Origin of the sequence: Paenibacillus sp. AD87 (genome assembly GCF_001659845.1) — a bacterium.
Lineage (GTDB): Bacteria > Bacillota > Bacilli > Paenibacillales > Paenibacillaceae > Paenibacillus > Paenibacillus marchantiae.
Genome location: NZ_LXQN01000007.1, coordinates 1,560,389 through 1,583,801 on the forward strand (window position 1 = coordinate 1,560,389; position 23,413 = coordinate 1,583,801).

At 43.0% G+C, this 23,413-nt stretch carries 24 protein-coding genes; 20 read left to right on the plus strand and 4 right to left on the minus strand.

From position 1 onward, the window contains the following. Positions 1-112: 112 nt before the first annotated feature. A complete protein-coding gene (locus gpAD87_RS07135; RefSeq protein ID WP_064637109.1) occupies positions 113-694 on the minus strand; it encodes a hypothetical protein in 582 nt (193 codons plus the stop codon). Positions 695-1,314: 620 nt separating this feature from the next. On the opposite strand from gpAD87_RS07135, the gene gpAD87_RS31765 reads away from it, so the two are divergent. Further along, positions 1,315-1,506 (plus strand): hypothetical protein, encoded by a 192-nt coding sequence (locus gpAD87_RS31765; protein WP_197521378.1) that lies wholly within the window; start codon positions 1,315-1,317, stop codon positions 1,504-1,506. Between the two features lie 86 nt (positions 1,507-1,592). Next, a complete protein-coding gene (locus gpAD87_RS32780) occupies positions 1,593-1,772 on the plus strand; it encodes a YolD-like family protein (RefSeq protein ID WP_442950732.1) in 180 nt (59 codons plus the stop codon). 289 nt (positions 1,773-2,061) lie between these two features. Here gpAD87_RS32780 and gpAD87_RS07145 read toward each other — a convergent pair whose 3' ends face one another. Beyond that, the gene (locus gpAD87_RS07145; RefSeq protein ID WP_064637113.1) at positions 2,062-2,721 is read right to left on the minus strand and encodes a CatB-related O-acetyltransferase; all 660 of its coding nucleotides are present in this window, start codon (positions 2,719-2,721) and stop codon (positions 2,062-2,064) included. Between the two features lie 547 nt (positions 2,722-3,268). On the opposite strand from gpAD87_RS07145, the gene gpAD87_RS07150 reads away from it, so the two are divergent. Then, positions 3,269-4,570 carry an aldehyde dehydrogenase gene (locus tag gpAD87_RS07150; protein ID WP_064637115.1) on the plus strand — a complete coding sequence of 434 codons (1,302 nt, stop codon included), beginning with the start codon at positions 3,269-3,271 and terminating at the stop codon, positions 4,568-4,570. A gap of 111 nt (positions 4,571-4,681) precedes the next feature. Here the strand turns inward: gpAD87_RS07150 and lexA are convergent, their stop codons facing one another. Next, a complete protein-coding gene (gene lexA, locus gpAD87_RS07155) occupies positions 4,682-5,308 on the minus strand; it encodes a transcriptional repressor LexA (protein ID WP_024630400.1) in 627 nt (208 codons plus the stop codon). Positions 5,309-5,612: 304 nt separating this feature from the next. Here lexA and gpAD87_RS07160 point away from each other — a divergent pair, with 304 nt between their 5' ends. The 8 genes from gpAD87_RS07160 (at position 5,613) to gpAD87_RS07195 (ending at position 12,642) form a co-directional block, all read left to right on the plus strand. Then, complete coding sequence (locus gpAD87_RS07160; RefSeq protein WP_064637117.1) at positions 5,613-5,990, plus strand: LysM peptidoglycan-binding domain-containing protein; 378 nt, start codon at positions 5,613-5,615, stop codon at positions 5,988-5,990. 96 nt (positions 5,991-6,086) lie between these two features. After that, on the plus strand, positions 6,087-6,296 hold the full coding sequence (locus gpAD87_RS07165; protein ID WP_024630398.1) for a DUF896 domain-containing protein: 210 nt from the start codon (positions 6,087-6,089) through the stop codon (positions 6,294-6,296). A 170-nt stretch (positions 6,297-6,466) separates the two neighbouring features. Beyond that, the gene (locus gpAD87_RS07170; RefSeq protein ID WP_231952467.1) at positions 6,467-6,934 is read left to right on the plus strand and encodes a hypothetical protein; all 468 of its coding nucleotides are present in this window, start codon (positions 6,467-6,469) and stop codon (positions 6,932-6,934) included. Between the two features lie 27 nt (positions 6,935-6,961). Continuing rightward, complete coding sequence (locus tag gpAD87_RS07175; protein ID WP_064637121.1) at positions 6,962-7,768, plus strand: HAD family hydrolase; 807 nt, start codon at positions 6,962-6,964, stop codon at positions 7,766-7,768. 582 nt (positions 7,769-8,350) lie between these two features. Then, the gene (locus gpAD87_RS07180) at positions 8,351-9,280 is read left to right on the plus strand and encodes an ABC transporter permease (protein WP_442950733.1); all 930 of its coding nucleotides are present in this window, start codon (positions 8,351-8,353) and stop codon (positions 9,278-9,280) included. Positions 9,281-9,292: 12 nt separating this feature from the next. After that, a complete protein-coding gene (locus gpAD87_RS07185) occupies positions 9,293-10,162 on the plus strand; it encodes a carbohydrate ABC transporter permease (protein ID WP_024630394.1) in 870 nt (289 codons plus the stop codon). 69 nt (positions 10,163-10,231) lie between these two features. Continuing rightward, complete coding sequence (locus tag gpAD87_RS07190; RefSeq protein WP_064637125.1) at positions 10,232-11,863, plus strand: ABC transporter substrate-binding protein; 1,632 nt, start codon at positions 10,232-10,234, stop codon at positions 11,861-11,863. A gap of 104 nt (positions 11,864-11,967) precedes the next feature. Next, on the plus strand, positions 11,968-12,642 hold the full coding sequence (locus gpAD87_RS07195; RefSeq protein ID WP_063562858.1) for a GntR family transcriptional regulator: 675 nt from the start codon (positions 11,968-11,970) through the stop codon (positions 12,640-12,642). 89 nt (positions 12,643-12,731) lie between these two features. Here the strand turns inward: gpAD87_RS07195 and gpAD87_RS07200 are convergent, their stop codons facing one another. Next, positions 12,732-13,277, minus strand: coding sequence for a cupin domain-containing protein (locus tag gpAD87_RS07200; protein ID WP_063562857.1), 546 nt, complete (start codon positions 13,275-13,277; stop codon positions 12,732-12,734). A gap of 178 nt (positions 13,278-13,455) precedes the next feature. On the opposite strand from gpAD87_RS07200, the gene metH reads away from it, so the two are divergent. From metH to gpAD87_RS07245, 9 genes are all read left to right on the plus strand, one after another. Then, positions 13,456-16,896, plus strand: coding sequence for a methionine synthase (gene metH, locus gpAD87_RS07205; RefSeq protein WP_064637127.1), 3,441 nt, complete (start codon positions 13,456-13,458; stop codon positions 16,894-16,896). Positions 16,897-16,969: 73 nt separating this feature from the next. Further along, positions 16,970-17,908, plus strand: a complete 939-nt coding sequence (gene rnz, locus gpAD87_RS07210) for a ribonuclease Z (RefSeq protein ID WP_064640783.1) — start codon at positions 16,970-16,972, stop codon at positions 17,906-17,908. Between the two features lie 356 nt (positions 17,909-18,264). Continuing rightward, positions 18,265-19,074 carry a TIGR01457 family HAD-type hydrolase gene (locus gpAD87_RS07215; protein WP_064637129.1) on the plus strand — a complete coding sequence of 270 codons (810 nt, stop codon included), beginning with the start codon at positions 18,265-18,267 and terminating at the stop codon, positions 19,072-19,074. 7 nt (positions 19,075-19,081) lie between these two features. After that, complete coding sequence (locus tag gpAD87_RS07220) at positions 19,082-19,903, plus strand: Fpg/Nei family DNA glycosylase (RefSeq protein WP_063562854.1); 822 nt, start codon at positions 19,082-19,084, stop codon at positions 19,901-19,903. Further along, positions 19,893-20,741, plus strand: a complete 849-nt coding sequence (locus gpAD87_RS07225; protein WP_064637131.1) for a deoxyribonuclease IV — start codon at positions 19,893-19,895, stop codon at positions 20,739-20,741. Before gpAD87_RS07220 ends, gpAD87_RS07225 begins: the two co-directional genes overlap by 11 nt. 20 nt (positions 20,742-20,761) lie before the next feature. Then, complete coding sequence (locus gpAD87_RS07230; protein ID WP_063562852.1) at positions 20,762-21,100, plus strand: cyclic-phosphate processing receiver domain-containing protein; 339 nt, start codon at positions 20,762-20,764, stop codon at positions 21,098-21,100. Then, on the plus strand, positions 21,100-21,417 hold the full coding sequence (locus gpAD87_RS07235) for a thioredoxin family protein (protein WP_064637133.1): 318 nt from the start codon (positions 21,100-21,102) through the stop codon (positions 21,415-21,417). Before gpAD87_RS07230 ends, gpAD87_RS07235 begins: the two co-directional genes overlap by 1 nt. After that, the gene (locus tag gpAD87_RS07240; protein WP_064637135.1) at positions 21,414-22,193 is read left to right on the plus strand and encodes an ABC transporter ATP-binding protein; all 780 of its coding nucleotides are present in this window, start codon (positions 21,414-21,416) and stop codon (positions 22,191-22,193) included. Before gpAD87_RS07235 ends, gpAD87_RS07240 begins: the two co-directional genes overlap by 4 nt. Before the next feature lie 6 nt (positions 22,194-22,199). Continuing rightward, positions 22,200-23,249 carry an SAM-dependent methyltransferase gene (locus tag gpAD87_RS07245; RefSeq protein ID WP_064637137.1) on the plus strand — a complete coding sequence of 350 codons (1,050 nt, stop codon included), beginning with the start codon at positions 22,200-22,202 and terminating at the stop codon, positions 23,247-23,249. Positions 23,250-23,413: the final 164 nt, after the last annotated feature.

Below are 23,413 nucleotides of genomic sequence, written 5' to 3' on the forward strand. Positions count from 1 at the left end.
ACCTTGTTACTGGGGCCGCTTCTTCAGGTTGCACGTAGCCGTTGTTAATTGGGTTCCAAATATAAAGAGCCTGATTAGATTAATCAGGCTGAGTGTGTTCTCAACAATGAATCTATTGAACAGAAAATGACCCTGAAGCATCAGCAAATCCCGAACCAACATTTTTTATTATCAAATTATATGTTCCTGGCTTTACATTTGACCAGGTAAGAGTGCCGTCCTCACTATAATAATTACCTTCTAGTGTTAAAGCATCTGCTCTGTTGTTATTTTGACTTATCAGATCATATTGAATCTTAGCAGAACCATAAACTGGCATAGGACCACCCTTGACAATCTCATATTGACGAACTTTTAGAGTGACTTTTTTATTACTCGAATCCCATTTAATGGAGTTCGTTGACTTGAATTCACCTTTTGTACCTGTATTCCCTTCTGAACCTTTACCAAACGATGAAAGGGAGAAGGTAGCTGAGGTGGTTGATTGAATTGTCATACTTTCTGGTTTCAGATCTATTTCATAAATTTCAATAGCATCGCCGGAGGCGAGTTTAAACTCATCCTGAATATTTGATGAGGAGGTAACTTCAGAAGGGAGGGGAATTGATGCGGATTCTGCAAAAGAGTCAGATGAGAACGAAAATACTGATAACGAAGCAAGCGAAACTCCTAAGATAACCTTTAACGATTTCATTTTTAATCTCCTCCAAAATTTAATAGTTTCTACTAGAAAATAAGAGTTGAGAACACACTTCGAAATATACCATGATTTATAATATATATCAATATTTAGTAATTAAAGAATGGAAAATTCGCTAGTTTTATTCAAATTACCTTTTTGGTCGTTGAAAAGCGACTTTTTTGTCATTCTGAATCATGTGAGGTGGTGGTTGGATTGCAAGTTTCGGACTTATTGCAACTCAAAGTGGTTTCGTTTCGTGATCAGGTACATATCAATTATGTGGCTCAGAAAACGAAGAATAGTAAGCGTAAAAAGTTCATCATAAGCTATACGCCGTTTGAGTTTTACACAATCTTGCGGAAAAGGATGCAGCCGCAGCAAAAATTGCAGCAGAAAAGACTTATCAGGACGCTAAGAAAAATGGTACTAAAGCAATTACACATACGGATAGAACTCCTCCGTATAAAAAATAATCTTGATAGAACTGGAAAACCACGTTTTTCAGAAGATCTTTATGACAAAACAGGATTGAAACAATGTAGATATTATAATAAAAATGGTAATTAATACGAATATATCAACTATAACCATTATAATACATATGAATCACATACGTTTTCGCATAGACATAAATGGATCAATGGTCAGAGATTCCAGGTGGTGATGATATGAGTGAAAAACAAACTTATGAAGAAATACTTCAATTTATTTGGGAACATAGAGAAATAGAATTTGTCTATGAGAACAAACAGTATGCATTCCTATCTCATAAAGATGGCTTTGCTTTTGTATGTGAAAACAAAACTCAAGGTCCGATCTTTTAAACTTATGAAGAAATGATTAAGGAGAGCAAACTTAACGGGGAAACATTTTAGAGCTATTTAAAAATGATGAGTTAACTGAAGAAGCGATCCTGCAATCTTACCAAGAATGCCGATCTATTACGTTGACGGTATTTTATCCATTTGATGATGAAATCGTGCGGGGCGTTATGACATCGATCGATAAGCCAAACAGGAGAATCAAACTTGTACGAGGTGATGAGGATTTTAGTTGGATCAAGATCGAAGAAATCACTGTGGCAAGCTGATAATTGATAGAGCCCCAAGGGTGATTACTCCAGTGGCTCAGTTTTTTCTTCTATTATATAGGGTTGTTTTGTAATCCATCGGAGCTGTACTGAAGGTTCATTTGAAGTTTGGGGGACGTCCCCCAAATAGTACACAAGTCCACCAATGGGAACGCGATCAATATATCACGTTGTACTAAAAGCTGAATCCCTTGGCGCTCTAGCGCTGAGGGGTTTTTCTTTTTGTGGGTGGGAGATATAAAAAAGCTAGGTAGAAAAATATTCTACCTAGCTTTATATCTATAGGAACTCAGTCCTTAATTTCTGATAAGTAGTGCTCATATAACTCATCAATAGAAGAACTAGAAAGTAAGTTAGTGACAGCTTCAATTGATTCTCTTTTCCAATCAAACCAGCGCATTTCTTTTAACTTCATGATTTCTTCTTCTGAGAAACGCTTCCTAACTTCTTTTGCAGGATTGCCACCAACTATCGTGTAAGGGGCGACATCTTTTGTTACAACTGATCCTGCTGCAACAATCGCACCTTCACCAATGGTGACACCAGGCATAATCATTGCATTCATGCCGATCCATGCATCGCTTTCTATAATGGTATCTCCCTTGGGTGAGAAGGAATGGCTAATTTGATCAGCGAACGGATAAACAGTGATCCACTCCGCATGATGATTGTTATTTCCTCCCATAAGAATAACGACACCGGCTGCGATACATACATAATTACCAATAATTAATCGATCTATTTGCCAACCAAATTCCTCAATGGGGTTGAATAAGCTCCTCGATTTTTCATCTCCCCATAAATATCTCACGCATCCATCTTCAAAAGAAGAATTGTTATCGTAATAACCAGAGTAATAGGAGTAATCGCCAACTTCGATTAATGGATTAGTTACAATATCCTTTAAATACTTAATTTCAGACCAGTGATTAAATTGGTTTATATTCATTTTAGTTTCCTCGCTTCTAAGTTTTATTTCTGAGTAACTTAGAAGCGTGATGCGGTAGCCACATTCTTTAGTTTTTTTAGACGACGAATCATCTGAATCATCCTTCCTTAAGATATGAGGGCGATTATAACAATGACCTCTTTTTTTGTCAATCCTGTTCTAATAAAGAGATGTCAGTGTGGATCCTCCCTCAAAGTGTATATAATAAAGAAAAAATTCAGGAAGAGAAAATATAGACAGAACACGTGCCCACCATTTGGAAGGATGGATACATCACGTTGGAGTAAAACAGGAACGGAAATAAGAATGTAAAGAGGAAGCTAGTATTCGTAGGATAAAATCTTGGCATATTAGTGTTAAGGCTTTATATGTAGTCAATAAGAAATATGGTTAATTAATTTATGATTATATCGTTGAAGCGAGAGTGCGTTTTAATTGTTTGCTCTATTTTTACAGTATCTATATGTTGATAGTTTCATATAATTGCGTTATAATTCATTTATGTTTTTAGAAATTAAATTTTGAACAATTAATTGGAGATGTTAATATGGAACAAGAGAAGCAACTGGTTGCCGCACAGCGGACATTTTTTTATACAGGTCAGACTAAGTCTATTGAGTACCGTATTCGTGCTCTTCAGCAATTAAGACAGGGAATTGAGAAATATCAGCAACGTATTCTTGACGCACTTCGTGCGGATTTAAATAAATCTGAAACAGAGGCTTATGGCTCTGAGATTCGGATCGTGTTGGGTGAACTGGATTTTGCATTGGAACATTTGGAGGAATGGGCTACACCAAAACCTGTGTCTACAAATTCTGCTATACCTGATGGAACAAGCTTAATTTATCCTGAACCTTATGGAGTTGCTCTTATTATTGCACCATGGAACTATCCGTTCCAACTCGCTTTCGGCCCTCTAATTGGAGCTATTGCAGCGGGTAACTGTGCCATTATTAAGCCGTCTGAATTAACCCCAGCCGTGTCACGTCTGACTTATGATTTGATTCATGAGATATTTCCTTGTGAGTACCTGGCAGTTATGGAAGGGGAAGTCGAGACGAGTACGGCATTGTTGAAAGAAAAGTTTGATTATATTTTCTTTACAGGCAGTACAGGTGTGGGACGCATAGTTATGAAGGCAGCTGCTGAGCATTTGACTCCAGTTACGTTAGAACTAGGTGGTAAGAGTCCGGTCATTGTCCACCAGGATGCAGATTTGAAGCTGGCAGCTCAGCGCATTGTGCGCGGTAAATTCCTGAATGCTGGGCAAACCTGTGTCGCTCCAGACTATTTGCTTGTGCACGAGGAAGTACATGACAAATTATTGGAATTGATCGGTGCAGAAATTCAGGACAAATTTGGAGACGATGTGATGAGAAATGCTGATTTCCCGCACATTGTCAACACACGTAATTTTGATCGTTTATCGGTGTTACTCCAAGATGGCAAAGCAATGATCGGTGGACGTTCTGAACGTGATGAGCTGCTCATTGAACCAACAGTACTGGGAGAAGTGGATTGGAAATCCCCAGTGATGCAAGAAGAGATCTTTGGTCCAGTTCTTCCTGTATTTAAGTATACCGACCTCAATTCCATGCTAGATGAGATTGTTCGCCGTCCAAAACCACTGGCATTATATCTCTTCACTAAGGATGAGGATCTGCAGAATCAGGTTCTGAATCAAGTATCTTTTGGTGGTGGTTGCATTAATGATACCTTGTCTCATATGACATCACATTATCTTCCGTTTGGCGGCGTAGGAGAAAGTGGAATGGGTGCCTACCATGGTCAACAGAGTTTTGATGTGTTCTCTCATCATAAAAGCATTCTCAAACGGAGCGAATAGTCGGCTAACGTAGAACAATATAATTAGTATAAAAAAAAGAGGTTGTCCCATTGAACGGGACAACCTCTTTTTGTATCTTATAGTGAGACCTCTGTACAACTTCAATACATATTAATGAATATCACGGAAAAGGCCGATGACTTTGCCCAGGATGCTAACGTGTTTCAAACGCAACGGTTCAAAAGTCGAATTTTCCGGTTGAAGACGAATATGATCTTTCTCTTTGTAGAACGTTTTTACCGTTGCTTCATCGTCTTCAGTCATGGCTACTACGATATCGCCGTTATCTGCAGTTTGCTGCTGACGCACGATAACATAGTCTCCGTTAACAATGCCTGCTTCAACCATACTGTCTCCCACGACCGAAAGCATAAATACTTTCTGTTCCCCTACATAATGAGTAGGAAGAGGGAAGTAATCTTCGATATTTTCTGTTGCTGTGATTGGAACCCCTGCAGTAACTTTACCGACGACAGGAATGCGAGCAACGCTGTGAGCAAACTGATGTGAATGCTCTGACTCTTCCTGGCTGAGAAGTTCAATGGCTCTTGGTTTGGTTGGGTCACGTCTAATCAGACCTTTCTTCTCCAAACGATCCAGATGTCCATGTACTGTAGAGCTGGAAGCCAATCCAACAGCTTCACCAATTTCGCGTACGGAAGGAGGATACCCCTTCAACCGGACTTCATTGCGTATAAACTCCAGAATAGCCTGTTGCCTGCTGGATATCTTCGACATACCGTATCAACCCCATTTTAGTAACGTTTGGGAAAATTATAACATAGAACCTCCGTTCGTACAAACATAAGTTCTAAATAAAATGCCATAAAATCAATGTTTTTTTGCAAATTAAGATGAAAATTTTCTTTTGCTCTAATCAAATACTGCAAATGACAATTCCAATACAATAGAAGAAAGATAATGGAATGTAGGATCAACAAAAAAAAGCGAACAATTGTTCTAAAAAGTTGTTGTACAAAACAAATGTTCGTGTTATATTGATTTCAACAGATAGGAACAAACGTTTGGAGGTCGATATTCAATGAGATATTCTACTTATCAGAGTATTTACGAACCGGTGCATTCAGAAGTGGTTGAAACTAACATAAGGAATTTTAAGAAGGTTTTTGCAAAAGGTAATTTCCCAACTTGGGTCTTGAAATTAATAATCGTAAGCTTAATTATACTGGTTGGGTGCAGTACAGTATTGACTGTGTTCGCTGGCAATGAGAACGATCTGTTGCCTGGGGGGAAGATGGCAGTTTCACAAGGAGATACGCTATGGAGTATTTCATTGGATCACAAACCGGAAACAATGGATACACGTGTATATATAGAAGCAATCAAGAAAGTGAATCAACTTCATTCAACTTCAATACAGGTCGGGCAAGTTTTAATAATGCCTCAATTCACAGAATAAAACTGCATATCCACACGCGCTAATACGTGTCAGCTTGACAAGCTGCCCTTATCATGTCAAAGTTAATATGACTTTGTATTTTTGGAGGGGACAAGCTTGGATATAGATAGTCTGGTAGCACGTATTAATGAATTGGCCCGTAAGCAAAAATCCACTGGATTGACAGAGGAAGAGCTTGCAGAACGTGCCAAGCTTAGAGAAATCTATTTGAATAACATTCGAAGCAATTTCAGACAACAACTGGATACGATTGAAATTGTAGATGATGAGAACGATCAAGGCCACCAAGGCAAACTCAAACATTAAGGAAACCTAATGATATCATTATGATATTTAGGTTTTTTCCTGTTATCTAGAGGTTGCAAATTATAGGGGGAAATGTTGGTTGCAGTTATGTAAGCCGATACAAAGAACATCTAAGGGGGATTCTCATGTCGCGTTCGTTCGAGAGAACGGTTCGAAAAAATTCTAAGCAGTTGAATCAGCAACGTAAAAAAAGCGGTAAACCGGTTTCTGGCACACCAGGTGATGACGTATTTAAAGGACGCAGTCTTCTGTTTCCTATTTTTCTGATCGGACTAGCATTCCTGTACCTCTTTATGAGTACATTTCTTGTCAAAGCTCCGATGACCACTTGGGACTGGGTGACCTTGTTGCTGTATGTATTTTTGGCAGTCATCTTCATGCTCCGTCGTCCTTATGTCAAAATAGGAAGTAACCGGATTTTGACGACAAAAGGGAACCGTGAGCGTTCAATTGGAGTCGACGATATCGTGAAATTCAGAATTGAGCCAGGTACGGTTGTGATTGAGCATAATGCACGAGGTAAGAGATGGGTATTTACCAAACTACTGAATCGTTATGATACTGATGCAATTACTGAACGTCTTCTGAAATTCGCCAAAGCACATCAGATCACCGTGGAAACATACGAGAAAAAGTAATTTTGCATAAAGGGGAAGATGACCGAAATGGCGTTAAAAGCGATTTTGTTCGACCTAGATGATACTTTACTGTGGGATGAGCGCAGTGTTCGAGAGGCCTTTCATGAGACTTGCTTGATCGCAGCTCAAGAGACGGGCGTTAAACCCGAAGACCTTGAAGAAGCTGTTCGTAATGAGGCACGTAATCTGTATGAGTCTTATGAAACTTTTTCGTTTACCAAAATGATTGGGATTAACCCGTTTGAAGGTCTTTGGGCTAACTTCACGGGTGGGGATCAGCCGGAGTTTCGCCAGTTGGAGCAGCTTGCACCCGCATATCGTAAAGAGTCATGGCGTCGTGGCTTGTTAAAGTTGGGTGTTGATCGTGAAGATCTGGCGGAACAACTCGCCATACAATTTGGGGCGGAGCGGAGATCAAGACCCCATGTCTATGAAGAAACGATGGAAACGTTGAGTCATCTACAAGGGAAGTTCAAGCTTTTGCTTTTAACCAACGGCTGTCCTGCTTTACAACAAGAGAAGCTTGATGGCGTTCCTGAATTGGCTCCTTTTTTTGACGAAATTATTATCTCGGGTTCGTTCGGTAAAGGCAAACCTGATCCTTCGATCTTCGAGCACGCATTGAGTAAGCTGAGAGTGCAACCTGAGGAGAGTATGATGGTTGGAGATAAGCTTACGACTGATATTCGTGGAGCATTGTCTGCAGGTATTCAATCTGTTTGGATTAACCGTGAGAATAAAGTGAATACCGAATCGTATGTGCCTGACCATCAAATCAAGCATTTATCCGAATTGGAACGAATCATTGCTGAATTCTCAATGAGTGCATCATAAATCGTATTTTTAGTGTACTACTCAAACATTGTTAGGTTTTATGAGATGTATTTTATCCATAAAACCTAACAATGTTTTTTTTGTGTTGGGACAGCTTGAACTATACCGTAATAACAAAAGATGAAATTTTTTATTAAAAGTTATTGAAATTATAGAACTGCTGATTTAGAATATAACTAACATACTAGTATGACTAGTATGCGAATGAATGCAGCGAATATCTGTTGACTTACTCGAATGATGTGGAAGCGGAAGTTATGAGCTATTAATTTCATATTCTTTGTAAGCGCTTTACATAATTGGAGGAAACCATTTAATTCTGGAAATACAACAGGTATTGGTTTGTAAGAAAATCAGGGAACGCGTCTTAATCGATATGTATCTCTAATGATTCACATAATTGATATCGCTTACAATATTTGTTTGGTTTATTTTACAGGTGGGGGTGAAGTGCATCTGATTACTTGTCTTCTACAAAAAGAAGAGATGATAAAAATTGATCGAAAACGCTTTTGTTTTATCAAGCTAAGGATCGGAGTGAAATAATATATGGAGTCGGAAACCGCTAAAACCACGCTAACGATGACATCTTTACGTAAAGAAAGCAGGTTAAGAACTGTTGCAGCTCTGCTTCGCAAAGATTGGCAGCTGTACTCACTGTTAATTCTTCCAATTATCTATCTTATTATTTTCAAATATGGGCCCATGCTCGGCAATGTAATCGCTTTTAGACGATTTGTACCGGGAGGCAGTATTTTTGGAGAGACGTGGGTTGGATTCAGGTATTTTCAGATGTTCATTCAAGACCCAACCTTTTGGAAAGTATTTGGGAACACACTTATGCTCGGTGGACTTGCGTTACTTTTCACCTTCCCAGTTCCGATCATTTTTGCATTGCTGCTCAATGAGGTGAAAAGCAAACGTTTCAAAAAGTTTGTGCAGACGGCATCTTATCTTCCGCATTTCTTGTCCATCGTCATCGTTGCCGGAATGATTCTGCAATTAACGGCAGTTAATGGATCCATTAACGGAATGGTATCATTCTTTACTGGAGACAGCATTCCTTTCATGCAACGTGCGGAATGGTTCAGAACAATCTATATCACCTCTGAGGTTTGGCAAGGTATGGGGTGGGGAGCCATTCTATATTTGGCTGCATTAACAACAATTGATGATTCTTTGTATGAAGCTGCGCGGATCGATGGTGCGAACCGTTGGAAGCAAACCCTCCATATAACCATACCCGGTATTTTGCCTACAATCGTTACGCTGCTGATTTTGAATATGGGTAATTTCCTTGCGGTTGGATTTGAGAAAATCTTGCTCCTTTACAATCCGCTGATCTATGAGACGTCTGACGTGATTTCTACTTATCTGTACCGGGTAGGTTTGCAGTCGAGCAATTTCAGCTATGCTACCGCCATTGGGTTGTTCGAATCCTTTATTGGACTGATCCTGGTATTCTCGGTTAATGCCATTTCACGCAGACTGACACAACGAAGCTTGTGGTAAAGGAGGAGCAATATGCTGGAATCAAAATCATACAAAGTATTTAAAGTTTTCAATGCCATCTTTTTGCTGCTTGTGGTGTTCATCACGCTCTATCCGTTTCTGAATGTCGTAGCCCAATCTTTCAGTAGCGAGGCTTATATCAATTCAGGCAAGGTAAGCATTATCCCGAGAGGTTTTAATGTAGAAACATACAAAACTATCTCTCGCGATAGCATGTTCTGGACTAACTATAAAAACACAATTATATATACCGTTGTTGGTACTTTGATTTCCATGTTCATGACGACCATCTTCGCTTATGCCTTATCCAAGAAAAGATTGATGGGACGTAAATTTTTGACGATGTTCGCCGTGTTCACGATGTTTTTCAGTGGCGGCTTGATTCCTAACTATGTCCTAATTAACTCTCTGGGCTTCAATAACACGATGTGGGCATTGGTTGTGCCTGGTGCAATCAGCATTTATAACATGTTAATTATGAAATCATTTTTTGAAAACATGCCTGAGGAGCTTGAGGAAGCGGCAGCTATTGACGGTTTGAATACGTATGGCATTTTGTTACGGATCATTCTACCGCTGAGTAAAGCAGTCATGGCAACGATGGTTCTGTTTTACGCTGTGGGACACTGGAACTCCTGGTTTCCTGCCTTCCTGTATCTCGACAAAAAGGAACTGTTCCCCGTTACGATCTACTTGCGCAACATGATTGCAGGTGCAACTGGCGGTGCTTCGGCTGGTGCTTCAGCGGATAATCTGACTCAAATTTCTGCAAATATCAAATCGGTCACGATGGTACTCACCATTTTGCCTATTTTAACGATTTATCCATTTGTTCAAAGATACTTTGTAACCGGTATCATGTTGGGATCTGTTAAACAGTAATCCTAACCCGATATAGTTCAACATCTTGATTGTAAGGCCAATCTAAACCACATGCAGGGGGAGAATTGAATGAAACATAGACCACGTAAGTTGGTAGGCAAGATGGTATTGGCAACAATGATGAGTGTCGTTCTGGCAGCATGTAGCAGCGGTGCTGGTGGAGAGAAAATTGAACCAGAATCCAAGGGGGCCATGGAATCCTATGGTGTAGGAGAGACCTTCAAAGCCGCCGAACCATTTAATCTATCTATTCTGTACAGCGACCAGCCAGCATACCCGTACAAAAAAGATTGGCTCCTGTTCCAAAAAATCACGGAAAAAACCGGAGTCACGCTGGAGCCTACCATCGTTCCGATGAGTGACTATCCCCAGAAAAGATCCCTTCTGATCAGCTCTGGAGATGCCCCTCTGGTTATTCCGAAAACCTATCCGGGTGAAGAATCTGCTTTTGTATCCTCTGGTGCGATTTTGCCAGTGAGTGATTATGTTGATTTGATGCCCAATTTCAAAGATAAGGTTGAGAAATGGGGACTTCAGGATGAACTTGAGGGTCTTCGACAAGAAGATGGGAAATATTATGTACTCCCAGGTTTACATGAAGAGGTTTGGCCGGACTACACCCTTATTGTGAGAACTGATATTTTTGAGAAAAATAACATTGCCATTCCAAAGACATGGGACGAATTGTATGATGCCGCCAAAAAGCTAAAAGAAATCTATCCAGATTCCGTTCCGTTCTCAGATCGTTTCCAATTTAACAGTACATTGAATATTGCTGCTACCAGTTTTGGAACGAAAGCTGGGTGGGGATTTGGCAATGGTTTAACGTATAAAGAAGATCAGGATGAATTTGTATACACTTCGACTACGCCGGAATACAAGGAAATGTTAACTTACTTTAACAAGCTTGTATCGGAGGGGCTGCTGGATAAAGAAAGCTTCACCCAGGACGATGACCAGGCTATTCAAAAGTTTGTTTCTGGAAAATCCTTCATTATTAATGGTAACTCGCAAACGGTAGTGCTTCATCGAAATGACATGAACAAAACGTTGGGAGAAGGAAATTTCTCTATCGCCAAAATTACAGTTCCTGGTGGTCCAAAAGGTCAATTGATGTCTGGCTCCAGACTTGAAAACGGTGTCATGATTTCTGGGAAAATTAAAGACAACGAGAATTTCAAAGCAACCATGCAATTTATTGACTGGTTATACTATAGTGATGAAGGTCAAGAATTTGCCAAATGGGGTGTAGAAGGCGAAACCTTCACCAAACAGGATGGCGTTCGTAAGTTGGCCGAAGATGTGAACTATAACGGATTGAATCCAAAAGGCACAAAGGACTTGCGCATCGACTATGGATTCTCCGGTGGTGTGTTTGCCTATGGAGGAACCACAGATTTGTTGCACTCCATGTTTAGTGAGGAAGAACTGAAATTCCAGCAAAACATGAAAGATATCAAAGAAGTGGTTCCTGCGGAGCCTCCAATTCCTTACTCGGATATCGATCGTGAACAGGTGACACTGCTTAGCACACCGCTTAAAGATTTCTCTGATCAAAATACACTTAAATTCATTTTGGGAGAACGCAAACTTTCTGAGTTTGATGCATTTGTAAAAGAGCTGGAGAGCCAAGGCTTGCCTCAGTATATGCAGCTTTCCAATGACACGTATAAGAAGTACAAAGAAAACAAGCAACAATAGTTGTAAACTGAAATTTGCCCATTGCCGTTTCACTGAGGGAATTTTAGTGGAGCGGCAAATTGTGCTAAGATGGATGAATATGGCTGAGAGGAAGAGGTTAAGGAATGTCACTTAATCAAAAGATTAGAGGTTCGACCCGGGCTTATTCATACAATCTGATAAAGGAACGAATTCTGCACCTTGAACTTGAGCCTGGTACCAAGATTTCCGAGAAGGAAATTGCGGATGAATTGCAAGTAAGCAGAACGCCAGTACGTGAAGCTTTCATGAAGCTTGCCGAGGAAGAATTACTGGATATCATTCCACAGAGTGGAACTATTGTCTCCCATATTAATCTGGAGCATGTTGAAGAAGGCCGGTTTATGAGAGAGAAGATGGAGAAGGAAATTGTCACTCTGGCTTGTGCTTCTTTTCCGGAAGAATTCAGATTCAGACTTGAAACCAATATTGCCATGCAGGAAGTATGTATAGGGAAAAATAATTTCTATCGGCTTTTTGAACTGGATGAAGAGTTTCATCAGATATTGTTTCAAGGCACAGGAAAAATGAGAAGTTGGAAAATGCTACAGCAGCTCAATATTCCCTTTAATCGCCTTCGTTTATTACGCTTGTCTGAAGATTCCGATGCAGAGGTTATTATTTCACAACATAAAGAAATATACCGACTTATCACGGAACGTGAAACCGAGCGAGCTGTTGAGGTTATGGAAGCTCATCTCAGACTAGTTGTTGTTGAACAAGAGAAGATGAAGGCAAAATATCCACATTATTTTATATAGAACATCTAATGTTGTATACTATCTGAATATGCAGAAACCCCTGTTCGAATTGAACAGGGGTTTGTTGAGCAAATAATAGAATTTGCTTATTAGGCTTGTTTGATAAACGTTGGATCTGGGTAAGGATCTGCGATCCAGCCATCTTTTTCAATAAACAGACGCACGGCAATGATTTGTTTGTTCTCCATCAAAGTGAAGAAGTGTGGGGTGTTCTCAGGTACCGAGATAACGTCTCCAGGAGACAATTCTACATTAAAGTAACCTACATCATCTGTAGCTTTGATGACAAAGATTCCTTTGCCGGCTACAATAGCACGGATCTCATCTTCAGCATGAGTATGAATCTCTTCGAATTTTGCAAGCTTCTCTTCAATATCTGGTGTTTGTTCAGACAGCGTGATTACATCCCAGATTTGGTACCCGCGACGTGCAGCCAAGTCTCTGATTTCATAGTCAAATGTGTTTAGTACTTCTTCTTTTTGTTCATCGGTGAGTCCAAAGTTGTTTTGCAGATCAGTTTTTAATTTGGACGCGTCCCATTTTTCAAATAGTACTTCATATTTGTTTAAGAAATTTCGAACATTTTCGTCTCCAGTGATACGTTCGTTCGTATTTCGGATTACAATTTCAGCCATGTTCTTTCCCTCTTTTCCACTTGGTTTAATCGCTATTATATCGGATTCCGCTATTTTTGTCGATTCACAAATTCATTCTACCTTCATAAAAACCGCCAGGGGACTGATCAAACCCGATCTTTCACATTAAGTTAGTTTCTGTTAAACTAAGATTTAACGTTTTGCGGAGGTGACGATATTGGATAAGCTTAGCCTACATGATGCATTAAAACAACGAATATTGATCCTCGACGGTGCAATGGGGACCATGATTCAACAAGTAGATCTCACAGGCGCAGATTTTGGCGGAGAAGACCTGGATGGTTGTAATGAAATGCTTGTACTTACACGTCCAGAGCTAATCCAGCGTATTCATGAGGAATATCTGGAAGCCGGTGCTGACTTAATTGAAACAAATACGTTTGGTGCAACTTCTGTTGTACTTGCTGAATATGACATTCAGGACCGTGCACGTGAAATTAATCTCGAAGCAGCCAGAATTGCAAAAGCGGCCGTGGATCGATTTTCGACACCGGAGTCTCCACGTTATGTGGTAGGTGCCATGGGACCTACAACCAAAACGCTGTCAGTAACAGGTGGAGTAACTTTTCAAGAGCTCATCGACAGTTATTTTGAGCAAGCGCTTGCTTTAATTGAGGGAGGCGTTGATGCGCTGCTGCTCGAAACCTCACAAGATACGCTTAATGTAAAAGCAGGTAGCATTGGAATTCAACAGGCATTCGAACAAAGTGGTATCAAGCTTCCTTTGATGATCTCAGGAACGATCGAACCGATGGGTACAACCCTCGCTGGTCAGAACATTGAGTCTTTTTATATATCCCTAGAACACCTTAACCCAATTTCAGTGGGACTAAACTGTGCTACAGGTCCGGAATTCATGCGTGACCATATTCGCTCGCTTTCCGGGATGGCTTCAGTTGCAGTAAGTTGTTATCCAAATGCAGGGCTTCCGGATGAAAACGGTAATTACCATGAATCGCCTGAATCGCTTGCTCAGAAGATCGGTGCTTTTGCCGAACAGGGCTGGTTGAACATCGCGGGTGGCTGTTGTGGAACAACACCTGCACATATTCGAGCAATGCGGGATACACTTGCCAAGTACCCTCCAAGAGAAATGAACGGAACACATCCACCAGCGTTGTCAGGAATAGATCCAGTCTACGTTGAACAGGACAATCGCCCTTACATGGTTGGGGAACGTACGAACGTACTTGGATCACGGAAATTCAAGCGTCTTATTGTTGAAGGGAAATATGAAGAAGCTTCTGAAATTGCTCGGGCTCAGGTGAAAAATGGGGCACATGTTGTCGACGTTTGTGTTCAAGACCCGGACCGAGAAGAAGCCGAAGACATGGAGAAGTTCCTTGAACTTGTTGTCAAAAAAGTAAAGGTGCCACTTATGATCGATACGACAGATGCAGCCGTCATCGACCTTGCACTGCAATACTCTCAGGGTAAAGCGATAATTAACTCCATTAACCTTGAGGACGGCGAGGAAAAGTTCGAGCTGGTCACTCCGTTGTTGCATAAATACGGCGGTGCTGTCGTTGTCGGAACGATTGATGAACGCGGTCAAGCCATTAGTCGTGAGGACAAGCTGGAGGTAGCCAAGCGGTCTTACGATTTGCTGGTGAACAAATATGGATTAAAAGCCGAAGACCTGATTTTTGATACCCTGGTGTTTCCAGTAGGGACGGGCGATGAACAGTATATCGGTTCGGCCAAAGAAACAATCGAAGGTATTCGTGTCATTAAAGAAGCGATGCCTGAATGTCATACGATACTGGGAATCAGTAACATTTCATTTGGATTGCCTGAAGCAGGGCGTGAAGTGCTAAACTCTGTATTTTTATATGAGTGTACCAAAGCAGGTCTCGATTATGCCATCGTTAACACAGAGAAGCTAGAGCGTTATGCATCCATTCCAGCAGAAGAGCGCAGACTCTCAGAAGAGCTGTTATATAATACGAATGACGAAACACTAGCTGCCTTCGTAGCGGCGTTCCGTAACAAAAAGGTTGAGAAAAAAGAAAAGATTTCGAACCTGTCGTTGGAAGAACGTCTCGCATCGTATGTTGTTGAAGGAAGCAAAGAAGGTTTGCTGCCCGATCTGGAGCAGGCACTCGCCAAATATAAAGCCCTTGAAGTAATCAATGGCCCGTTGATGCGGGGCATGGAAGAAGTAGGGCGACTGTTTAACAATAATGAGCTGATCGTAGCAGAAGTGCTTCAGAGCGCGGAAGTTATGAAGGCTTCGGTAGCTTATTTGGAACAGTTCATGGAGAAGAATGAGACGTCAGTTAAAGGAAAGATTATTCTAGCGACGGTTAAGGGCGACGTACACGACATCGGCAAAAACCTGGTGGAGATCATCCTTTCCAATAACGGTTACCGGATCATTAATTTGGGTATAAAAGTACCACCAGAGCGAATTATTGAGGCATACAGAGAAGAGAAAGTCGATGCGATCGGTCTATCCGGTCTGTTGGTAAAATCGGCGCAACAGATGATTCTTACAGCTCAGGACTTACGCACAGCAGGAATTGATGTACCTATTATGGTTGGTGGAGCGGCATTGACACGCAAATTCACCAAGAATCGTATACGCCCGGAATATAACGGCATGGTTGTATATGCAAAAGATGCGATGGACGGTCTGGATTTGGCCAACAAGCTGATGAACCCAAGTACTCGAGAAGTGATGCAGTTGGAGATGGACGCCGAAAAAGAGGCTGACGCAGCTGGCGCAGATACTGTTAAATCCCTTCCTGAGCTAACTCGGGTAGAGCGTTCGGATATCGCAATAGACAACCCGGTTCTCGTTCCACCGGATCTGGAGCGACATGTTATGCGGAACTATCCGCTATCACACATATTACCGTATGTGAACATGCAGATGTTGCTAGGTCACCATCTTGGTTTGCGTGGCTCAGTAGAGCAGCTACTTGCTTCGGGTGATCGGAAAGCCAATGACCTGAAAGCGGTAGTGGATGATATTATGCAGGAAGCTGTTCGTGACGGGATTATTCAGGCGCATGCGATGTATCGTTTCTTCCCGGCTCAGTCCAGCGGTAACAGCGTCATCATCTATGACCCGGAGAATACAAGTAATATCTTGCATACATTTACGTTCCCTCGTCAAAAAGTTGAACCATACCTGTGTCTGTCCGATTTCTTGAAGCCAGTGGAATCTGGACAAATGGATTACGTTGGTTTCATGGTCGTAACGGCTGGGCACGGTGTAAGGGAGTTATCGACAGCTTGGAAGGAGCAAGGTGATTATCTTCGCTCACATGCTCTGCAATCCGTAGCGCTTGAAGTAGCAGAGGGATTAGCTGAGCGGGTTCATCATATGATGAGAGATATCTGGGGATTTCCGGATTCAGCACAGATGACCATGAAGCAACGTCATGGAGCACGCTATCAGGGAATCAGGGTATCGTTTGGATATCCGGCCTGTCCCGATTTGGAAGACCAAGGGCCACTGTTTAAGTTGTTACAGCCTGAGGATATTGGTGTGGAACTGACTGAAGGTTTCATGATGGAACCTGAAGCATCCGTATCGGCGATGGTATTCAGCCATCCGCAAGCGAAGTATTTTAACGTGGAGAAGGCTTAAAAGTAAAAGGTCAGGCAAAGCCCTCCGCATTGTCGGAGGCTTTTTGCTGGCAGCAGAAAGAGGTGCGATCCAGATGGAACTATATTTCCTGGGAACTAACGCTGGTGTACCTACGCTTCAGCGGAATGTAACTTCCATAGGGCTGCGCATGTTGGATGAGCGCAGAGCATTGTGGTTGTTTGACTGCGGGGAAGGAACCCAGCATCAGATTTTAAGTTCTCCGCTTAAATTGAGCAAATTGGAGAAAATATTTATCACCCATTTACATGGAGATCATGTATTTGGACTTCCAGGTCTGCTCTCCAGCAGAGCATATCAGGGTGGCACTACACCGTTAACGGTGTATGGTCCGCCAGGAACTGAACGAATGATCATGACAACCATGGAGCTGAGCCAGTCACGTCTAAACTATGATCTAAGCATTGTAGAACATACAGGCGGAGTGCTTTTCGAAGATGAGAGCTTCATTGTGGAATCTGCGTTGCTGGAACATCGTATCGACAGTTACGGGTATCGGATTACCGAAAAGGATCGTCCAGGCAGCTTGGACCCTGCAAAACTGGCTGAGTATGGCTTGAAGCCGGGGCCGCTATTTGGTCGCTTGAAGCGGGGAGAAACGATTACCCTCGACAACGGGGACTTCCTTCGCCCAGAAGATGTGTTGGGTGCACCCAAGCGAGGGATGGTCATTACCATCTTGGGAGATACGCGCCCCTGTGACAATGTACAGCCACTAGCTATCAATGCGGATGTTCTTGTACACGAAGCTACGTTTCTGCATGATTTGGCTGATACGGCTCATGAGTACTATCATAGTACTTCGAAGCAAGCGGCTGAGGCGGCGAGAGCGGCAGGTGCAGGACAGCTGATCATGACCCATTTTAGCTCTCGTTACAAAGATGAGGATCAGTTGCAGCCACTTCTGGAAGAAGCACAGTCGATATTCCCAAATACGAAACTTGCGATTGAACACGAGCTTATTCCAGTTGTTCACCGTAAGAGCGAATCCTAATGGTGGATGTGCGAAACAGTACAGCCAAACACGACGGGAGAACAAGCCTTTAATTGCACGGGACTGAGGGGAAGTTGCTCCCGAGGTCCCTTTTGCAATCTGGCCGGAAAGCGTGTAGGATGGGCAATATGAGCAGGGAAATGATTCAATTATTTTCCGGGAAAGCGCAGGAAATGACAAGCTTGTACAGAAGACGCGCGGGGCTATACGTCCGTGTTCGATTCGGTTCGACGTGTTGCGTGCAGATGCGAGCAAGCCATTTTTATGTGCTGTATACATAGGTTAGCATTCAAGTTCGATGCAAATGGTTAAGGACATGAAATGTTAATGGAATAAAGAAAGGAAGTGTGCTGTATATGATTAAGGCCTATCTGATCGACCTGGACGGTACGCTCTATCATGGCAGACATCGTATTGAAGGAGCCGATAAGCTTATTCAGACATTGAATGAACAAGGCATGCCTTATTTGTTTGTGACTAATAATTCTTCTCGTACACCGCAAGGTGTGGCAGATCATCTGAACGGGATGGGCATCCCTGCCGATGCATCTCAGGTATGTACTTCTGCGGTGGCGGCTGCGGAATACGTGGCGCAAGAGTCTCCGGGTGCGAAAGTGGCTTGTATCGGAGAAGAAGGGCTGTTGCAAGCGATAGAAGCTGCAGGGCTTACACTAACGGATGAGGAACCTGATTACGTTATACAAGGAATTGATCGTGAATTTTCCTATCATAAATTGACCAAAGCGCTTCGCTGGATCAATGGCGGCTCTAAATCTGTCATGACCAATCCTGATTTACAGCTCCCTTCTGATGATGGGCTTACGCCGGGAGCGGGAACGATTGGGGCAGCGATAGAAGCAGCAACCGGAGTTCATCCTACAGTAATTGGCAAACCGTCAAGTATTATTATGAAGTCGGCTATTAGCCGATTGAACTTAAAGTCTGATGAAGTTGCTGTAATCGGAGACAATATGCGTACAGATATTGCGGCAGGAGCAGCTGCGGGTTGCGAGACCCTGCTGGTTCTTACTGGAATAACGACACGAGACAATATGGATAGCCACATGCAGGCGACCAAGGTTCGTCCTGATCATGTGTTTGAAGATTTGCATAAACTGATTGAGTGGCTGTCGCAGACGACAAGCCAAGCATCCAAGAAGGGGTAGATGTACGATGCCGGAATTGCCGGAAATGGAAAACTACCGGACCTTGCTGTCCGAGAAAATACTCGATTTGCCGATTACAGGTGTGGTGGTTAACCGTGAAAAGTCGATTAATACTGATCCTGATGTGTTCACCCGTGAACTGACAGGCAATCGTATCATATTTGTAGAGCGCCGGGCCAAACATTTGATTTTTCATCTGGCTAATGGTAAGCGGCTTGTGCTGCACCTTATGCTGGGCGGAATGATTTTCTGGGGCACAGAAGCTGAACGTCCTGATCGTTCCACTCAAGTGGAAATTCAATTTGGAGAATATACTTTATTCTTTATTGGGCTCCGTTTAGGATATCTGCATCTGCTTACTTCCAAAGAGACGGAAGAGGCTATGTCTGACCTTGGACCAGAACCACTTGATCGGCGCATGAATGCAGAACGTTTTGCTGCCCTATTGAAGGGACGTCGGGGTACACTCAAAACTACACTGGTCAACCAACACATTATTGCAGGCATCGGAAATTGTTATTCGGATGAGATTGCATTTGCAGCAGGCCTGAGACCAAGCTCCAAGACGCAAAATATTGCTGCTTCGTCTGAACTCACAGCACGTTTGTACCATTCTGTGCAATCCGTGTTGCGGGAAGCTGCCTCGGAAGGCGGTTATATGGAAATGCCGTTGATGCAGGGAGATACCAAGACGGGAAGTTTTGACGAGCAGTGCCGAGTGTATGATCGTGAAGGGGAAACTTGCCCTCGTTGTGGGGGAACGATAGCGCGCGTGGAAATTACGGGCAAGAAGGCTTTCTTCTGTCCGGATTGCCAGCATGAGGCTTAAAAGTGGAATCGGGGCACATGTCAGCACCAGAGGTGGATTTCTTCAGGCAGCCAAGCGAGCATATGAGATGGGGGCTACGGCATTTCAATATTTTCCGAAGAACCCGCGGAGCCTTGGCTTGAAAGAACTGGACCTCAAAGATGCTGAACAGTGTCGGGATTGGTGTGAGAAGCAAGGGATATCTTCCATTGCTCACTCACCCTATCCCACGAATCCGGCTTTGGGCAAAACCCGAGGAGAGGCGGGTTTTCATGCAACCATCGCATCGATACAAAATGATCTGCATATTGCAGATGCCTGCGGTTCAGTAGGGACTGTAGTCCATTTTGGACATCTCAAGAGCAATGAACCACTTGAAGGGTATCAGAATCTCATATCCTGTCTGGATACCGTTTTAGCAGATTGGGATGGACAGGCTAAGGTTCTGCTTGAAAATCAGGCTGGGGATCATGGTCCCATGGGTACGACGATGGAAGAGTTGATACAGATTCGTAAGCTAAGCCGGTATCCTGAACATATTGCTTTTTGTTTTGACACGTGTCATGCTTTTGCTTCAGGCATGTGGACGTCAGGCAATGAGGCATCCATGCTGGAGAAAGGCAGACTGCTGGGATACTGGGATGCTCTTGCGGCTGTTCACTTTAATGATTCGAAATATCCTTCCGGTTCATGCAAGGACAGACATGCACGGATTGGACAGGGTTATATAGGGAAAAAAGCGATGCAGGAACTGTTATGTGCGCCTGAATTTCAGCAAGCGGTAGTTGTCCTGGAAACAGAATCAGGCGAAGATGGAACACACCGTGGTGACATTGAACTCATGCGTTCCTGGCTTTAAATGGGAGAGGAGCGATTGTAATGCATGTTTTTTTGGATGATTACCGGGCATGTCCGAAAGGGTTTGTTCTGGCTACCAATGCAGAAGAATGCCTGATGCTGCTTAGAGAAGGTGACGTGGACATTCTATCCCTGGATTTTGAACTGGGCCCAGATTCACCGAATGGCGGAGAAGTTGCTGCTTCGATCGTCCGGGAAGGTTTGTTTCCACGCCAGATCTATTTGCACACGTCCAGCATGTATGGCAAACGTCAGATGTACGAATTGTTGTACAGCAATAAACCAGACTCTGTTACCGTCCATAATGGTCCGATGTCGGGTGAGGTTATGCTGCGTGTTGCTGCGGGAGAAGAAAGCTGATGAAGCCAATTACAACGAAAATGTTAATGCGTGGTGTATGGGAAGGCATGCCTCAGGCTGTATTTATCTTTACCCCGCTATGCGGAACCTGCGCAGCAGCACGTCGAATGCTTGAGATCGCCGAACATTTGCTGCCCGAAGGGATTTTGACCGAGATGAATATTCACGATATCCCGGAACTTGTACAGCAGTTTCAGATTTCGAGCGTTCCTGCGGTTATGCTGTTTGATGGAGAACATGATGTGCCCAGAATGGTCTATCGGATGAACTCTGTCGAGCATCTGTTAGGGGAAATCCGAAAGGCGGTGCTAAAATGAGTGTAATCTCGATGGAGCATGTCTCTCTTAGACGCGAAGACAATCAGATTCTGGCTGACGTCGATCTGCATGTTAAAGAAGGCGAGCATTGGGTGATTCTTGGGCGTAATGGTTCAGGTAAAACAACGCTGCTGGAAATGATGAATGGATATATGTTTCCAAGTCAGGGGCGCATTGAAGTATTGGGCAATCTGTATGGTCAATGTGACGTGCGGGAGGTTCGGAAAGAAATTGGTTATATCAGTCAGACATTGATTGAGAAACTGACACCTCGAGATCCGGTGTGGGAAGTTGTCGCAACAGGAGCTTATGCTTTTTTGCGTTTCTATCAAACGATCCCGGATGATGTGAAGGCCAAAGCATTGAACCTGCTTGATGAAATGGGCTCTGCAAAACTGGCTAATCATTCGCTTGGCACCCTTTCTCAAGGGGAACGCAAAAAAGTAATGCTGGCTCGTTCATTGATGGCAGATCCCAAATTGCTGATTATGGACGAGCCTTGTGCGGGACTCGATCTGTATGAACGCGAGAAAATGTTGGCCGAAATTGATCGACTGCGTAAGCGAAATATCACTGTCGTTTATGTGACTCATCACGTCGAAGAGATCGTACCTTTGTTCACACACGTGGCCTTGATCCGCGATGGACGTATTGCTGCGGCAGGGCCCAAACATGAAGTTTTAACACAAGATACAATTAAGCATACGTACGATGTTCCGGTTGATATCCAGTGGGATGATGGACGTCCCTGGATTCGCGTACGTTCTGGAGGGTAACACATTTTGAGTACACAGTCATCTTGGGGTGAAGGAGACTTCTCCCGTTTTATTTGCACAGCCAATCATGGTTTTGCGCCCTATGCTCAGGAGGAATTGCGCCGTACGTTTGGGGCAGTAAAAAGCACGGTACTCGTACCAGGTGAGATTCTGCTTGCCGGTCTTCCGATTGCGGAAGAAGAGGTAGCGATCAAGCTTTTGGAAGAAAGCCCGACGTTTTTACGTCATATTCAACCTGTTCAATTTCAGGAAAATACGGAAGATTCAGCGCAAGCAATGGAAAAATTGATTTCATTTGTGTTGAACCATACGGAGTTAACTGGCACTAAAGTTACATTACAAGTTCGTAAAACCAAAGGTGCCTTCTGGCAGGAGAACGCTGCTTCATTGAAACAGCTATTGACTGAGAAGCTGGATGATCTTGGGTGTGAGTGGGTTGTTCGTGATGCGGATCATGTTATATCTGTCTTCGTAACGGATGACATGTTATATGCCGGTGTATCCAGACCTGATCAAAATCTGTCGGACTGGAGTGGCGGAGCAGTTCGTTTTCAGAAGGAAGAGGGGCAAATCTCCCGCGCCAAATTCAAATTGCTTGAAGCGGAGCAGACATTTGGCATCGACTTTACTTCTTTTCACAAAGCATTGGACATCGGTGCTGCACCAGGTGGATGGACCTCTTTCCTGCTTGAGCGCGGGCTTGAAGTTACAGCTGTTGATCCGGCCAAGATGGATGCGACCCTGCTGGAATCGCCCAAACTGACCTTTTTGAAAAAAAATGCCGGTGATGTACGTTTCCGCGAAGGGGAATTCGATCTGCTCGTATGTGATATGAGCTGGAGCCCCAAGCTGATGAGCCGTCTTATATCGGATCTGTTATACAGTCTTCAATCAGGGGGAACAGCGGTTGTAACGGTGAAGTTATTGCATAAGAAGCCGCTCGCTTTGATTAAAGAAGTCATCGATACATTTGAGCGCTCCCGGATGCAGATTCAACGTTCCAAACAGTTGTTTCACAACCGTGAAGAAATCACGCTATATATGATTAAGTATTAAGTTATTAAAGGCATTAAACTTTATGCTTTACAATACCTTATTGCCTATACTATAATGATACCAATATTAACCATAACAAGTTGAGGGAAAGCATCCCGAAGTGAAGAGTCCGGATATCCGGTCTGTTCCGCTTCGGTGAAGCTTTCCCTTTTTTGTTATGCACA

What these genes read in the sequence shown, in the direction of transcription:
- rnz (WP_064640783.1), top strand. Translation starts at nt 16,970, where the DNA reads ATGGAACTATATTTCCTGGGAACTAACGCTGGTGTACCTACGCTTCAG.
- gpAD87_RS07215 (WP_064637129.1), top strand. Translation starts at nt 18,265, where the DNA reads ATGATTAAGGCCTATCTGATCGACCTGGACGGTACGCTCTATCATGGC.
- gpAD87_RS07150 (WP_064637115.1), top strand. Translation starts at nt 3,269, where the DNA reads ATGGAACAAGAGAAGCAACTGGTTGCCGCACAGCGGACATTTTTTTAT.
- gpAD87_RS31765 (WP_197521378.1), top strand. Translation starts at nt 1,315, where the DNA reads ATGGATCAATGGTCAGAGATTCCAGGTGGTGATGATATGAGTGAAAAA.
- gpAD87_RS07225 (WP_064637131.1), top strand. Translation starts at nt 19,893, where the DNA reads ATGAGGCTTAAAAGTGGAATCGGGGCACATGTCAGCACCAGAGGTGGA.
- lexA (WP_024630400.1), bottom strand. Translation starts at nt 5,308, where the DNA reads ATGTCGAAGATATCCAGCAGGCAACAGGCTATTCTGGAGTTTATACGC.
- gpAD87_RS07185 (WP_024630394.1), top strand. Translation starts at nt 9,293, where the DNA reads ATGCTGGAATCAAAATCATACAAAGTATTTAAAGTTTTCAATGCCATC.
- gpAD87_RS07195 (WP_063562858.1), top strand. Translation starts at nt 11,968, where the DNA reads ATGTCACTTAATCAAAAGATTAGAGGTTCGACCCGGGCTTATTCATAC.
- gpAD87_RS07235 (WP_064637133.1), top strand. Translation starts at nt 21,100, where the DNA reads ATGAAGCCAATTACAACGAAAATGTTAATGCGTGGTGTATGGGAAGGC.
- gpAD87_RS07160 (WP_064637117.1), top strand. Translation starts at nt 5,613, where the DNA reads ATGAGATATTCTACTTATCAGAGTATTTACGAACCGGTGCATTCAGAA.
- gpAD87_RS07135 (WP_064637109.1), bottom strand. Translation starts at nt 694, where the DNA reads ATGAAATCGTTAAAGGTTATCTTAGGAGTTTCGCTTGCTTCGTTATCA.
- gpAD87_RS07200 (WP_063562857.1), bottom strand. Translation starts at nt 13,277, where the DNA reads ATGGCTGAAATTGTAATCCGAAATACGAACGAACGTATCACTGGAGAC.
- gpAD87_RS07230 (WP_063562852.1), top strand. Translation starts at nt 20,762, where the DNA reads ATGCATGTTTTTTTGGATGATTACCGGGCATGTCCGAAAGGGTTTGTT.
- gpAD87_RS07190 (WP_064637125.1), top strand. Translation starts at nt 10,232, where the DNA reads ATGAAACATAGACCACGTAAGTTGGTAGGCAAGATGGTATTGGCAACA.
- gpAD87_RS07175 (WP_064637121.1), top strand. Translation starts at nt 6,962, where the DNA reads ATGGCGTTAAAAGCGATTTTGTTCGACCTAGATGATACTTTACTGTGG.
- gpAD87_RS07220 (WP_063562854.1), top strand. Translation starts at nt 19,082, where the DNA reads ATGCCGGAATTGCCGGAAATGGAAAACTACCGGACCTTGCTGTCCGAG.
- gpAD87_RS07240 (WP_064637135.1), top strand. Translation starts at nt 21,414, where the DNA reads ATGAGTGTAATCTCGATGGAGCATGTCTCTCTTAGACGCGAAGACAAT.
- gpAD87_RS07145 (WP_064637113.1), bottom strand. Translation starts at nt 2,721, where the DNA reads ATGAATATAAACCAATTTAATCACTGGTCTGAAATTAAGTATTTAAAG.
- gpAD87_RS07180 (WP_442950733.1), top strand. Translation starts at nt 8,351, where the DNA reads ATGACATCTTTACGTAAAGAAAGCAGGTTAAGAACTGTTGCAGCTCTG.